We start from the raw sequence: 14455 nt of genomic DNA on the forward strand, positions 1-14455 counted from the left end.
GGGTCAAACCGGGTCCTGGGGGACGGTCCCGAGGCTCCTGGCCCGGGCCCGGTCCGGCCTTCGACGCGCCGAAAGCGCTCAGGACAACCTGCGCCACCAGCTGCTGCGTGCAATCGACGGCGACGGCACCGCCCTGGCCGACCAGCTCCTGCACGCGGTGGTGGAGATGAGCGACAACCAGCGCACCGCGGCCGCCGAAGTGATCGGCAAGGAATGCCTGCACGGTTACGAGGCCGGCTACGTCGGCGAGCTGCGGCTGCGAGAGGCCGAAAGCGCCGTCTGGCAGATCCTGTACGCCTATAGCGGCCGCAGCACCTGGGACGACCAACAGGAGTTCCTCCGGGCGTGGAAAGACGCCTAAAGCCCCGGAAGGGAAAAGCAACGAGCATGAAAACGCATCGGCAACCTGCCGCTCGGCCAGGCCGTAACGGGCCTGACCGATGAAGCTCCGGCAATCGTGTGGCTGCTGGAGCTGGTGCGGTCGGTCTTCAGCTCCGCGAATGCGAGGATTGTTCTCCATTCTGCGGCAACTCCTGCGCAGGGATTCAGAGGCTCTTCTGCAATCCAGCACTTCCCTGAAGGCAGCCTGTCAAGACAACCGACTGCCGTCCTGTCGACCAGGAAGCCAATTTACTCTTGCGGGTCGATGCCCCATTGACTGACTGAACTCTTCGACCACAGAGCGAAGGTGTGGCACTGGAATAACGCCGCGGGGATCAAAGTACAGCGCACTGTCATGGTCTGAAAGAACTTCTGGATCGAAGTCCGGAGAATTTTTGGCATCGGAGACCCAGAAGTAATCACCCAAGTCGCCCTCAGGATCCTCTGAATTCTCTCTGAATTTCTTCGCGTCATTCCATCCGGCGAACCATACGACACCACCGAGACTCTTTTCCAGATTGACGCTTACCTCTAGCATGGCTAGTGGCGCACTGGCACCCTCCTCTTCAAGAACGAGCCACGTTGCTTGCACGTGGGTTTCTTCTTCCGGTCCGGCTCGGAAAGTCTTGTCGAAATACCGGAGGGCATCGTCCGGATCCCTCAAGATTTGAGTCTGACCGAGATGATGCACTGCCAGAATCACGGCTTTGTCCTCTTTCCCACAATCAACTTCGGGCTCCCCGCACCAGGGTAGTGTACCTCCAGCGTGTGACCTGCTGGCAATATTGCCTCCACCGCGTTCTTGCAGTTCATGTATTTGTCGCAAACGCCGTTCGTGTTATTGATCACGACTTTGGCGTGCTGAACCTTCTTGTCCTTCATCCAGGCGGCGTACTTCGTCTCCACATGTGAGGCGATGCTGAATTCACCTTTCGCGGGCCACGGGTCCATTCCGGAACTTCGCAGAAGAGCGTTCGCTTCATTCCAGAGTGCGTCGTGTTTGCCGCTCATCAGCAGGCGCAGTTCATCGGTATCCGACCCCGGGATTACTTTACCGTCTGCGTCGCGAATTTTACCAAAGGTCTTGTCTCCGAGCTTTTTGTAGGCGGGAAGCTCGTCGAAAATCTCCGCGACCCACCTAGGGCACGAGTCTCCGACTGCGCGCAAGCTGCGCTGCTCAGCCTTGGCCAGACAGGCCACGGCGCGTCGGACAGCTCGGGCGTCCTTTAGAGCTTCGACGCCTTCGTCGATTTTACCGAGGAGCTTAAGTCTCCCCCAGGGAAGGAGGCCGGTGGCTGCCAGTGCACAGTCTGCGGCGACAGGATTGTCAATGCACTTCTCTATATCGGCAAGGCCGGATATTTCCCAGATAGCATTGTGGGTTGTGGTGCCGGGCGTAGCAGCTTCAAAGAACCATCGGAAGACAGGAAATTGGCAGGGCGCAGGGAAGAACGGAGTTCGAACACAGTTCGTATTGCGCGGCCCTTCCTCTTCCTTGCGTTGCTCCTGCGCCTGACGCTGCGCTTCTTTGAGTTCGGCTTCGGCGAGCTTGCGAGTTCTTTCCCAGGCGGCCCCGGCTTCGGCCTTGGCTTCATCTTCGCTTTTTCCTGCCGCTATGGCGGAGGCGTGGGCGTCTTTCTTGGCCCGGTCGGCCTTTTTCGCTGATTCGCGTGCGTAGGCGGCAGAGAATGCTGCGTTGGCTGCGGAGTCCTCCGCGGCTTCGGCGTCCGCGTCGGCGCGGTTGGCGGCGGCTCGTGCGGTGGCGGCGGAGGTGGCTGCTTCGGCGGCGCTGGATTCGGCGGCGTTGGCGGAGGCGTTGGCGTCGTTCGCGTGGCCTTGGGCCTGGCGGGCCGATTCCTGTGCCTGGTCGGAGGCTTCTGTAGCGTCCTTGGTGGCGTTGATGGCCTTGGCGGCGGCTTCAGCTGCGCGCCAGGCGTCCTCATGCGCCTTGGCCGCGATCATCGCTCCTTCGGCCAGGAGGCCTTGGAGGTGTCGCTGGTGGGTCGTGGCGAGGTCGTCCTTGCGCTGGGCCATGTACTGGCCCACGGTGACGAACTCATGGATGACCTCGGCGGGTCCGGCCAGCGCGATCGTGGCGGCCGACTTGAGTTCGGGGCCGCCCTCGGTGGCTAGCCGAGCGGTGAGGATCCGCTCGTCCTGGAGCCGCTTCCCGTACTGGCCGGCCTGCAGGAACTCGGCGAGCGCCTTGGGAGTTCCCGTCTTGAGCGCGGCCTCTGCGGCTTCACTGACATAGGTGCCGCCGGTGGTCGCCAGATGTGCGACTTCGATCCGCCTGTCGATGCTTCCGGCTTCGTACTGGCCGGTGATGTAGAAGGCTTCGATCTGCTCCGGGCTGCCGGCGAGTGCTGCGGTGGCGGCGGTGCGGACGGCTTCGGTCGGGCTCTGGGTGCTGAGGTCGACGACCCGCTGGCGGATGTCGTGCTGGTCGGCTTCCTTCCACCGGGTGCGCAGGTAGTCCAGTACGTCTTGGTCGGTGCCAGAGAGTGCGCGGGCGGCGGCTTCCTGCTGCCAGGGGCCAAGCATCTTCATGGCCTGCACGGCAAGCTGACGGCCCCTGGCCGCAGTGGCCTGGACGTCGACGTCGGGCTGGGCGGCTTCCTGGGCCAGGCCCGCTGCAGTGGTCTGCAGAGACCGAGCTTCAGCGGCGGCAGAGGCAGACTGCTTGATCGCGGCCTCGGACGTTGCCTTCATCGAGCGGGCCTGCTCGATCGCCGCATCGGTGCGGGTATCGAGCTCCGCTGCCTCAGCCTCCCGCGCCAAGGCATAAATCTGCTTGGCTTGACTAACCGCTGTTGACGCGGCCGCGGCCGCGATCTTGGCCTGGTCAGCATTCTTCTTCGCTACGGCAGCGTAGGTCGCCGCATTGCCGGCGTGGTCAGCCGCGTCGTCCGCGAAGTCCGCGGCCTTACGCGCGTGACCCGCAGCGTTGTTGGCGGCGTCGCGAGCACCGAAAGCGGCCTCCTTCGACCGGGTGGCCAGCTTGGCAGCCCGGTCCGCAGCCCGGTCGGCTGCATCAGCGTGACGGTGTGCTTCAGCCGCGGCGTTCCTTGCCTCGTTCGAGTGCGCGCCTGCGGCGTCAGCAGCGTTGTTCGCTCTTATCGCGGAGTCAGCCGCCGCGCGGGCGTTGGCAGCAGCACCCTTGGCGTTGGCCGACGCCACTCCAGCGGCCTCCGAGGCCCTTCCGGCCAGCTCGGCCGCGCGCCCCGATTCCTCCGCTGCGTCCGCAGCCTTGCGTGCGGTGGTGGCAGCCTTTCTCGCCTCGTCAGCGTCCTGCTCGTTCTTGCCGGCGGCGATGGCACTCTTGTGTGCCTCGTTTGCGGCAGTTGCGGCTCTGTTGGCGGCCGAGGCGGTCTGCGCGGCGGCGAGCGCGGCTCGCCGGGAGGCCGCATTGGCGGCGTCCGCTGCCCCAATGGCGACCTGGGCCGACTCGGCTGCGGCCTTGGCGGCGTCTGCGGCCTGCCGGGCCTTGACCGCAGCGAGCTTGGCGTCGTCCTTGGCTCCTTCGGCCTCCACGGCCGCGTTCAACGCAGCCTGCATGGCGAGCTCTGAAGCCTTGACCGACTTCTTGGAGGCTTCCTCTGCCCGCTTGGTAGCGTCCGCAGCCTGCTTACCGGACTGCTTGGCCTGCTTGAGCAGCTCCTCGATCTTGGTCTGCTCCAAGTCTCGGGCACGGGCGGTGAACTGCCCGATGTCCAGGAACTCCGCGATGTCCTCCGGCGTGCCGCGCAGGGCGACTTTCGCAGCCGTCTTCACGTTCGCGGTGCCATTGCTGGCCAGGTAGGCCGTTTCGATCCGGTTGTCGGTGCGCAGAGCGGTGTACTGGCCCTGGCTCAGGAAGAGTTCGCGGTCTTCGGCTGAGCCCTTGAGGGCTGTTTCGCCAGCCTCACGTACGTAGGTTCCCCCCAGCGTTGTCAGCCTGGCAGTTTCAATCCTGTTGTCCTGGTCCTGCGGTTCCTGATAACCGAAGAGGAGGAACTCTTCCAATTCGGCTGGCGTCGTCTGCAGGGCCGCGACTGCGGCGTCGCGGACGTACGGGCCACTGGTCATCGCCAACCGCGAGGTTTCGATGCGGTTGTCAATGTTCTGGATGGACTCGGCGTTCTGGAGAAACTGCTGAATGCCCTCCTCGCCACCTAGCAGCGCCTGCTCGGCGGCTTCTCGCAGGCCAGTGCCGCCTGTTTTCCAGTAGGTGACGATGTCTGCGCGTACGCCTTGGGGCGGCACTGTCGGCTCGGTCACCGCTGCTGCTGCGGGTGTGCCCAGCAGTCCCGCCAGCAGGCCGGCAGACACCAGCAAAGGCAGCATTCGTTGCCTATTCATAAATCTTCCCGATGCTCCAGATCCGACGGGTCTGAAAAGTATTCGCCGTTTCACTCGGCAACTCCTTTGGTGAATTAATAATGACCGCCAAGCAGATTTTTCCGCCAAGAATGCGGCCAAGGTTCGCCGCCTATCACTTTCCACCCCAAAGCGATCTAGGCTGCTTGATCTTACACGGCCGCAAGGGATGCAATCCGGGATTCCCGCGAGATCAACTCGGGTCGACACCAAGTCAATGCAGAACAAAACGGCAAAAGGGCATGCACTGTCACGATCAGGTCGATCGTGACATTAGGCAACCATGACACAGACCTTCACCAGCCCCTTGGCCGAGATACGCGCCAGCAAATACCGCTTATCGCGCGCGGAAGCCTCCCTCGCCGAAAAGGTTGTATGAAGAAACGTGAAGATCGTGTGACGTGCATTACTCCTCTTTTACTCGAGGAGCATTCTCGAGCATGGTTTACTTTCCTTCAATATGGCCTGCCGCGCACTCATCGGCGTCATTTTTTCCAGAAGGGGCCACTATGTCCATTATTCGTACTCGTAAATCTCTTCTGCTGTTCATGGCCACAGGGTTGGCTGTTGCCGCGACCACGCTGGGTATCGCTCAAGCTGACTCCAGCAACGACTCGATGCCGACTGCCGCAAGTGACATGCCTTCTGCGGTGGAGGACTACATCCATCCCAACGCAGCCCAGATCGAGGCAGAGACAGGGGCAGTACTCAAGCGCGGCGACGGCCGTCTGGTATTTATGAAATGTGACGGCAGCGAAGACATCCAGATCGAGAGTGCACACGGCCAGAACTTCTTCTGCTTCAGGCTTATCGCAAAGCCCGCTTTCCTCGCACTGGAAATCCCTAAGGCTTACGGAATCTGGACCACCGACGACCCGGTGAAAGCCACTGTCCAGAAGACAGACGGAACGTCCACCGTCATCAACGCCCCGGCAGGCACATTCACAGGCTATGGGGAGTCCGGGGAAGATCGTGAACGCACCACACTAATCGAACTCCGTGTGGCCGGCTGACCCACGACTGGAATCTGCTCGGATAGTCATCACCTACGCGTAGCCGTCTCTGGTCTCATACCGGTGTCGGGTGCTTCTTTCAGTAAGGAATTCTTTGTGTCTCTGAGATCTTCCCGCCGTGTACGGGGAACGGCCCTGTTCGCGGTGGTCGCCGCGGCCGGTGCGTTGACAGTGACCTCCCCCGCCCAGGCCGTAGTAGGTGACGCGGTCGCGAACGGCTCCCACACCTTCACCGCCAAGCTCGACATCGGCGAGGGCGACGCCAAGCGCGCCTGCACCGGTTCGCTGGTCGACGCCCAGTGGATCCTGACGGCGAGCAGTTGCTTCGCGGCCGCCGGCCAGCCCTCGTTCCCGGTACCCGCCGGCGCCCCGGCGCTGAAGACCACCGCGACCATCGGCCGGGCGGACCTGACCGGCACCGCGGGCAAGGTCGTCGAGGTGACCGAGCTGGTCTCCCGTACCGACCGTGACCTGGTGATGGCCAAGCTGGCCCAGCCGGTCACCGGCATCGCCCCGGTCCTCCTCGCGGACTCCGCCCCGGTGGCCGGGGAGAGCCTGCAGGCCCTCGGCTACGGCCGCACCGCGACCTCCTGGGTTCCCGACCGGCTCCACGCCGGCACGTTCGCCGTGAGCGCGACCGGTGCGACGACGGTGGCCGTCACCCGTGACGGCGGCGCGATCTGCAAGGGCGACGCCGGCGGCCCCGCCCTGCGCTCGCAGGGCGGCAAGGTCCTGCTCGCCGCCGTCCACAGCGCCTCCTGGCAAGCCGGGTGCTTCGGCTCCGACGAGACCCGTGGCGACGCCGTGGAGACCCGCACCGACGACGTCGTCGACTGGGTCACCCAGGTCCGCGGACTGCCGAAGGACCCGCAGGTGGCGTCCGGGGACTTCAACGGCGACGGCAAGGAGGACATCGCTGCCTTCTACGACAACGGCACCGGCGCCGACGGCAAGCACCGGTCCTCGGTCTTCGCCTTCTACAGCAACGGCACCGGCTTCGCCGAGCCCAAGAAGGTCTGGGCCAGTACCGGTTCCTTCAGCGGCGCCGCCTCCAAGCTGACCTCGGGCGATTACAACGGGGACGGCAAGGACGACCTCGCCGTCCTCTACAACTCCGGCAAGGCCGCGGACGGCAAGTACGTCACCACCGTGTTCACGTACACCAGCAACGGCACCGGCTTCGCCGCGCCCAAGCAGAGCTGGGTCAGCTCGGGCTCCTTCGACTGGAGCAAGAGCAAGCCGGTCTCGGGTGACTTCAACGGGGACGGCAAGGACGACCTCGCCGTCTTCTACAACGGCGGCCAGGCCGCCGACGGCAAGCACGTCTCCCTCACCTTCACGTTCACCAGCAACGGCACTGCCTTCAACAACCCCACCACCTCCTGGACCAGCTCGGGCTCCTTCGACTGGGACAAGAGCAAGCCGGTCCCGGGTGACTTCAACGGGGACGGCAAGGACGACCTCGCCGTCTTCTACAACGGCGGCCAGGCCGCCGACGGCAAGCACGTCTCCCTCACCTTCACGTTCACCAGCAACGGCACCGCCTTCAACAACCCAACCACCTCCTGGACCAGCACCGGATCCTTCAACTGGGACAAGAGCAAGCCGGTAGCCGGCGACTCCAGCGGGGACGGCAAGGACGACCTCACCGTCCTCTACGACTCCGGGCAGGCCGCGGACGGAAAGCACGTCTCCACGCTCTTCGCCTTCACCAGCACCGGCACCGGCTTCGCCGCACCCAAGCAGACCTGGGTGAGCACCGGCTCCTTCAACTGGAACGTGAGCCTGCCGACCTCCGGCGACTACGACAACGACGGCAAGGACGACCTCGGCGTTCTCTACGAAGGCAGCACCACGGCCGACGGCCGACGTCTCGACTCGCTGTTCACCTTCACCAGCACCGCCACCGGCACCAAGGCGCCGGTGCTCCACTGGTCGGGCAGCGTCGTCTGACCGACCGGTCCCGCACACGCGGGAGGGTGGGCCGGACCTTATGCTTTCCGGGCGCATCAGCTCTCCGAAAGGCATGCCGTGAATTACAGGGTCCAGCCCACCGCCCAGGTCGACGAGACCGCCGAGATCGGGGCCGGCTCCAGTGTCTGGGAGCTGGCGCAGATCCGTGAGGGAGCCAAGCTCGGCGAAGGCTGTGTCATCGGGCGCGGCGCTTACGTCGGCACCGGTGTGCGCATCGGTGACAACGTGAAGCTGCAGAACTACGCGCTCGTGTACGAGCCCGCCGAGCTCGGCGACGGCGTCTTCGTCGGCCCCGCTGTCGTCCTCACGAACGACCACAACCCGCGCTCGGTCGACCCGGACGGCCAGCAGAAGCGCGGCGGCGACTGGGAGGCCGTCGGCGTGAAGGTCGCCGAAGGCGCTTCGCTCGGCGCCCGCTCGGTCTGCGTCGCACCGGTAAGGGTCGGCCGGTGGGCGATGGTCGCGGCCGGCGCCGTAGTCACCAAGGACGTCCCGGACTTCGCCCTCGTGGTCGGCGTGCCGGCCCGGCAGATCGGCTGGGTCGGCCGCAGCGGTGTCCGGCTGGTCGAGCGCGAGGGCGAGCCGGGGGTGTGGGAGTGCCCGCAGAGCGGCTCCCTGTACGAGGAGAAGGACGCGCTCCTCACCGAGCGGACGGTCTGACCCCGTGACCGATCACCACCGTTCCCTCACCGCGGACGTGACGATTCCGACCGAGTGGTCCATACGTCCGTACGGCAGAGGGTGAGGCCCATGGCTGGAGCCGCTGCTCCGCAGGCCGCTGCCGGGCACTCACGGCTCGACTCCCTCACCGGGCTGCGTTTCTGGGCCGCGCTGGCCGTCGTGCTCTACCACCTGTCCCGGCAGGCCGGGCAGCTCCCGTGGATCAGTGACGTCACCTGGTACGGAAGGAGCGGGGTCACCTTCTTCTTCGTCCTGTCGGGCTTCGTACTGGCGTGGACGTATGACGGCAAGGTCGTGCCCGCGGTCGTCTTCCTCTGGCGCCGGTTCGCCAGGATCTGGCCGCTGCTGGCCGTTTCGGTCCTGGCCTCCGTGGCCGTCTGGCATGCGCTGGGCACCGACTTCTCGCTGCGCGGTACCGCCGCGACGCTGGGCCTCGTGAACGCCTGGGTGCCGGATCACGCCTATCTCTCGGGCGGAAACCCCGCTGCCTGGTCGCTCAGCGACGAGGCCTGGTTCTATCTGCTCTTCCCGCTCCTGCTGGCGATGCCCCTGATGCGGAGCGCCCGGGGGCGGATCGTCGTCGCCGTCGTCGTGTGCGCGGCCTCGCTGGGCGCCTGGCTGAGCGGCGCCCTGCTCACGGATCCGCTGGTGCGGGTGTGGGCGCTCGACTACTTCCCGCCGACCCGGACGCTCCAGTTCGTCCTCGGGGTCACCGCCGGGCTCGCGGTGAAACGGGGCTGGCGTCCGGCGGGCGGCCTGCGCGTAGCGGTCCTGGCGGTCCTGGCCTGGCACCTGGCGCTGATCCCGTGGTCCCACGCCGTACCGGACAGCCTCTGGTACAGCCCCTACAGCGCCTCCCAGCTGCTGTCCGCGCCGATCTTCGCGCTGCTGGTCGCGGCCGCGGCGGCCGCCGACGTGGAAGGACGCCGGACCACCCTCGCCGGACCCGTCATGGTCAGGCTCGGGCAGTGGTCCTTCGCCTGGTACCTCTTCCACGAGATCGTGCTGAGAGCCCTGGTCGGCGTGTACGGCAAACCGGTGGGCCGGCTGGAGACGGCCGGCTTCTGGGCCGCCACACTGCTGCTGAGCCTGGCGGTGGCCGCCATTGCTTACCATTGCGTGGAACATCCGCTCGAACGCCTGCTTCGTCGTCGAGGCCCAGGCGGGTCCGCCCGCTCCCGAGCGGTACACGCCGTCACGCAGGAGCCCGGTGCGTACCCGCCGGGCGCGCACACCCTTTCCTCATCCCAACGTCAAGCGACTCAGAAGAAGAGCGTGCAATGAAAGTCATCAGCATCGTCGGTGCTCGCCCCCAGTTGGTGAAACTGGCTCCTGTCGCGGCGGCATTCGCCAAGACCGATCACCAGCACGTCATCGTCCACACCGGACAGCACTACGACGCGGACCTTTCCGACGTCTTCTTCGAAGGTCTCGGCATCCCGGACCCGGATGTGCACCTCGGCGTCGGCTCCGGAAGCCACGGCGTACAGACCGGATCGGTGCTCTCCGCGCTCGATCCGGTCCTGGAAGCGGAGAAGCCCGACTGGGTCCTGGTCTACGGCGACACCAACTCGACCATCGCCGGAGCCCTTTCCGCGGTCAAGCAGCACCTTCCGGTGGCCCATCTCGAAGCGGGCCTGCGGTCCTTCAACCGCCGGATGCCCGAGGAGCACAACCGGGTACTGACCGACCACTGCGCCGATCTGCTGCTCGCGCCGACCGAGGAGGCCGTACGACACCTCGCGTCCGAAGGGCTGTCCGAGCGCACGGAACTGGCCGGCGACGTCATGGTCGACATCTGTCTCCGTATCCGGGACGCCGTGCGCGCCGGTGAGCACGCGGCCCCGGCCCTGCCCGAGGGCATCGACCCCTCGCAGCCGTTCCTGCTGGCCACGCTGCACCGGCCGGACAACACGGACGACCCGGCTCGGCTGTCCGCGATCATCGACGCCCTCGCGGGCCTGCCCGTGCCCGTCGCCCTGCTCGCCCACCCCCGTCTCGTGGCGCGCGCCGAGGCGCATGGCATCGAGCTTGCGAGGGGAGCCGTGCACGTCGGCCGACCGCTGCCGTACGCGGGCCTCATCGCCGCCGTGCTCGCCTCGTCGGGCGTGGTCACCGACTCGGGAGGCCTCCAGAAGGAGGCCTTCCTCCTGGAGCGGATCACCACGACCATCCGCCCCGAGACCGAGTGGGTGGAAACCGTCCACACCGGTTGGAACGTCTTGGTTCCCGACCCGCACGAGATGGATCCGGCCCAGTGGGCTGCCACCGTCTCCCGCCCTGTCCCCACGAGCGACCCCGGTACGCCGTACGGCGACGGGCACGCCGCGGAAAACGTCGTCCGGATCATGGAAGAATGGAAAGGGGGCAGCCGGTCCGCGTGACATGCGCAGCACCGCGTTTGGTGCTAATAGGCATATGTCACCGTGCTAGCGTCACCATTTATGTCAGTGTCTCCCAGGTCCGGGCTGCCCTCGAAAGGCACGCGACCTCATGTGATCTATTTCGCCATCGGTTTCCCGCCGGCTGCAAAAAGCTGCGCCTACCGAATGCGCGAAACCGCGAACCAGTTCATCAACACCGGCTGGGACGTCACCGTCGTCACCATCGCCCAGGACTCGTGGGAACTGGACTCCGGCATCGACCTCACTCTTCTTGAGCAGGTCGATCCGCGCGTGAAAGTCATCGAACTGCCGCTCTCGCGCGAAGACCTGGAGACGGACATCCGTCGCTTCGACGAGGCGCGGGCTCTCAACCCCGCCAAGTGGGTCACGGAGCTGCGCAAGCGCCAGGCCGAGACCTTCCCCGAGGCCAGCTTCGGTGAATGGCGCGAGGCCCTGGAACGGGCCGCGCTGGACATCCACCGGGAGCACCCCGCGGACCTCTTGGTCGCCAGCTGCGTGCCGTACGTGAACCTGGCAGCCGCCTGGAAGCTGTGGGAGGAGGCGCGCGTTCCGTACGCCGTCGACTTCCGCGACGGCTGGTCCATCGACGTCATCGACGGCACGGAGGCCTTCTCCCGCGACTCCGAGCTGGGCCGCTGGGAGCAGAAGATCCTGGACCACGCGGTCTCGCTGTGGGTGGTCAACGACCCGATCGCGGAGCACTACCGCGCTCGCTACCCGGACTTCGCCGACCGTGTGCGGGTCGTGCGCAACGGTTACGACGCGGACAGCTCGCCGGGCCATGCCCACAAGCCCGACCTCGACGCGGGTCTCACCTTCGGCTACCTCGGCACGGTGAACTTCACGGCCACGCACCTCGAAACGGTGCTGGACGCCTGGCGCGCGGCGCGCGAGCGGGAACCGATGCTCGCCAACGCCCGCTTCGAGGTCCGCGGCCACATCGGCAACGGCGCCGGCCGCGGGGCCACGCGGCACGCCGAGATACTGAAGGAGGCGGAGGCGGACGGAGTCCATTTCGGCGGACCCGCTTCCAAGGCCGAGGTCGCCGAGATCTATGCGCGCTGGGACGCCATGGTCCTCATTCTCATCGGAGGCCGCTTCGTCACCTCCGGCAAGGTCTACGAGTACATGGCCACGGGACTGCCGATCGTCTCCGCGCACGTCGTGGAGCACGACGCCTCGAACGTGCTGCGGGGCCACCCGCTCTGGACGGGAGCCGTGGGCCTCGACGTCGAGGCCATGACCGACGCGTTCGTCCGCGCCGCGCACCTGGCGGTCGACACGAGCGATGAGGCCCACGCAGAGGCCATGGCCCACGCCGACCAGTACACCCGGGAGTCGCTCATGACCGTGGCGGTGCGGGAGCTGGTCGACCGGCTGTCCGCGGACCAGCCCGAGCGCGTCAGCCTCAAGGACGCGTCCACCCTCCCCGAGAAGTCGATCGTCACCGGAGGACCCGCGTCGTGACCGACGTCCTGTTCATCGCCACCAAGAGACCCCAACTGGGCATCTTCGCCGACTCCCTGGTGAAGTTCCGGGACCGGGGCGCCAAGGTGTACCTCGCCGGCACCTTCAAAATGACCTCGGTCGCCGAGGAGCTCACCCGCGCCGAACTGGACGGGGTCCACCAGCTGCCGCGCAATCTCAACAAGCGCAGCTCCGCCATGCGCCGCAAGGCCAAGAAGTCCCCGACGGGCATGCGCGTGTGGATGCAGTCGCAGCGGGACCGCTGGCTGCGGCAGCAGGCCCGAACAGCCCATGTGATCGTGGCTCTGGACCCTGGCGCCGTCTACACCGTCTGGCGGCTCGCCCAGTACAACACCACGGCCGAGGCACACTTCGGTCTCGCTCCGGCGCTCAGGGCCGTCGACCGGATCGCGGGCGGGGCGATCCGTCCCTCGACGCTGCCTCCGGTCGCCGCCGTTGCCCAGGACGTACGACGGTCCATCAGCGGCCTTCCCGCCGCGGTGATGCGGACCGCAACCTCACGCCCGGTCATGCGCTCGACCGTGGGAGCCCGGCTCTGGCGTTCGGCCGTGACCGTACCGGGTATGCCAGGGACGGTCCGGGCGTCGGCCTCGCGCTACGTGGCCGAGGGCATGGAGGAGGCGGGGCGGATCAGCGGTGCGGCCATAGCGCTCAGTTCCGCGGCCGCCAAGATCCCCGATCCCGCGCTCAAGGCACAACTGCTCCACGAGAGCGCGATGACCGAAGTCTCCAAGGGCATCAGCCCGCGTGATCTCGGCAAGGCCGTCGACGCACACCTCGCGCACGCCGACGACCAGTTCGCCAAGGGCCTGCACGAATCCGCGTCGGTGTCCCTGTACCGGGCGCTTTCTCTCGGATTCCACCGTGTCCTGCACATCGACCAGCTGAGCTCTCCGCTGGCGAAGGACGCGGAGGGCTTCGTAGCGCCGTTGCGGAAGTCATCCGCCTACCGTGCGGTCGCACGGCCCCGCGGCAGGAAGACTCCGCCCAAGAGCCCGCCGTCTGACCGGCCGCTGCGACTGCTGGTGACCACCAGCACCAATGCCAACTTCCTGCAACACATCGTCGGCCGGTACGGAGACCACCCCGGGGTCGAACTGCGGTTCCTGGACCTCGCCGCCCAGAAGCCGCTCAAGAAGATCGCCTGGGCCGCGCCCCAGATGCTGGAGGACAGGCTGTCCGACGGCACGTCGGAGTACCAGAGCGATGTGGAGCGGCTGATGCGGCCGCATCTCGACTGGGCGGACACGGTGTTCGTCGACTGGTCGGTGGGGCCGGCAGCCATGCTGACCACGATCGATCCCGGTGACACCCGGATCGTGGTGCGGCTTCACAGCTACGAGGCGTTCACCCGCTGGCCGCACATGACCGACTTCTCCCGGGTGGACGATCTCGTCTTCGTCGCCCCGCATGTCCAGCATCTGGTGACGTCGTTGGTGCCGCAGCTGCGCGAGGCGTCCGCACCTCGGATGCACGTCCTGGACAACGCGATGGACCTCGAAGAGTTCCGTCGCCCGAAGTCCCCCGACGCGCGCTTCAACCTCGGTCTCATCGGGATCAGCCAGGTCGCCAAGGACCCGCGATGGGCCGTGGACGTACTGAAGCGCGTGCGCGAGCACGACGATCGTTACCGGCTCCTCCTGGTCGGCAGCGACATGAACCCGAAGACGAGCAAGGCCACCGCCGACTACCTGACGCTGCTGCAGCGGGAGCTGAAGCCGCTGGAGGCGTCCGGCGCCGTCGTACGGACAGGTCCCACCGACGACGTCCCGGCCGCGCTCACCGACATCGGGGTCATTCTCAGCTCGTCGGTGCGCGAGGGATGCCACGTGGGTCTGATGGAGGGCGCGGCCAGCGCGGCGGTGCCGGTCGTCCGCGACTGGCCCTTCTACGCCGGGAAGCCCCACAGTGCCCGCACCCTCTACCCGGAGGGCTGGGTCGTGGACTCGCCGGAGGAGGCAGCCAAGCGCATCCTCGACGTCACCGCGACCGAGGAGTCCTGGCGCGAAGCCTGCGAACAGGCCTCCGAGCACGCGGTCGGGACATGGGACTGGTCCGTCGTCCAGAAGCGCTTCGACGACCTGTTCCTGGGCTGACCACCGCTCAGCGGAATCGATACGGCGGAGGGCCCGCACCCCATGGGGTGCGGGCCCT

At 66.5% G+C, this 14455-nt stretch carries 9 protein-coding genes and 1 pseudogene; 8 read left to right on the forward strand and 2 right to left on the reverse strand.

What is annotated here, in order from left to right:
* A pseudogene (locus HET64_RS00775) lies at positions 1–361 on the forward strand (hypothetical protein); the annotation flags it as partial.
* 228 nt (positions 362–589) lie between these two features.
* Here HET64_RS00775 and HET64_RS00780 read toward each other — a convergent pair.
* Together HET64_RS00780 and HET64_RS00785 are read right to left on the reverse strand one after the other, a co-directional pair.
* The gene (locus HET64_RS00780) at positions 590–1084 is read right to left on the reverse strand and encodes an Imm1 family immunity protein (protein ID WP_215101121.1); all 495 of its coding nucleotides are present in this window, start codon (positions 1082–1084) and stop codon (positions 590–592) included.
* Positions 1081–4722 carry a DddA-like double-stranded DNA deaminase toxin gene (locus tag HET64_RS00785; RefSeq protein WP_251144587.1) on the reverse strand — a complete coding sequence of 1214 codons (3642 nt, stop codon included), beginning with the start codon at positions 4720–4722 and terminating at the stop codon, positions 1081–1083. Before HET64_RS00785 ends, HET64_RS00780 begins: the two co-directional genes overlap by 4 nt.
* A 527-nt stretch (positions 4723–5249) precedes the next feature.
* Here HET64_RS00785 and HET64_RS00790 point away from each other — a divergent pair.
* From HET64_RS00790 to HET64_RS00820, 7 genes are all read left to right on the forward strand, one after another.
* Positions 5250–5753 (forward strand): hypothetical protein, encoded by a 504-nt coding sequence (locus HET64_RS00790; RefSeq protein ID WP_215101123.1) that lies wholly within the window; start codon positions 5250–5252, stop codon positions 5751–5753.
* Between the two features lie 96 nt (positions 5754–5849).
* A complete protein-coding gene (locus tag HET64_RS00795) occupies positions 5850–7706 on the forward strand; it encodes a trypsin-like serine protease (protein ID WP_215101131.1) in 1857 nt (618 codons plus the stop codon).
* 78 nt (positions 7707–7784) lie between these two features.
* Complete coding sequence (locus tag HET64_RS00800; RefSeq protein ID WP_215101133.1) at positions 7785–8387, forward strand: acyltransferase; 603 nt, start codon at positions 7785–7787, stop codon at positions 8385–8387.
* A 90-nt stretch (positions 8388–8477) separates the two neighbouring features.
* Positions 8478–9692 carry an acyltransferase gene (locus HET64_RS00805; protein WP_215101135.1) on the forward strand — a complete coding sequence of 405 codons (1215 nt, stop codon included), beginning with the start codon at positions 8478–8480 and terminating at the stop codon, positions 9690–9692.
* Positions 9689–10792, forward strand: a complete 1104-nt coding sequence (wecB, locus tag HET64_RS00810) for a non-hydrolyzing UDP-N-acetylglucosamine 2-epimerase (protein ID WP_215101137.1) — start codon at positions 9689–9691, stop codon at positions 10790–10792. Before HET64_RS00805 ends, wecB begins: the two co-directional genes overlap by 4 nt.
* A 165-nt stretch (positions 10793–10957) precedes the next feature.
* Positions 10958–12280 (forward strand): glycosyltransferase, encoded by a 1323-nt coding sequence (locus HET64_RS00815; protein ID WP_251144588.1) that lies wholly within the window; start codon positions 10958–10960, stop codon positions 12278–12280.
* Positions 12277–14397 carry a glycosyltransferase gene (locus tag HET64_RS00820; protein ID WP_215101147.1) on the forward strand — a complete coding sequence of 707 codons (2121 nt, stop codon included), beginning with the start codon at positions 12277–12279 and terminating at the stop codon, positions 14395–14397. Before HET64_RS00815 ends, HET64_RS00820 begins: the two co-directional genes overlap by 4 nt.
* The last annotated feature ends 58 nt before the right edge of the window (positions 14398–14455 follow it).

Origin of the sequence: Streptomyces sp. McG3, from assembly GCF_018619185.1 — a bacterium.
Lineage (GTDB): Bacteria > Actinomycetota > Actinomycetes > Streptomycetales > Streptomycetaceae > Streptomyces.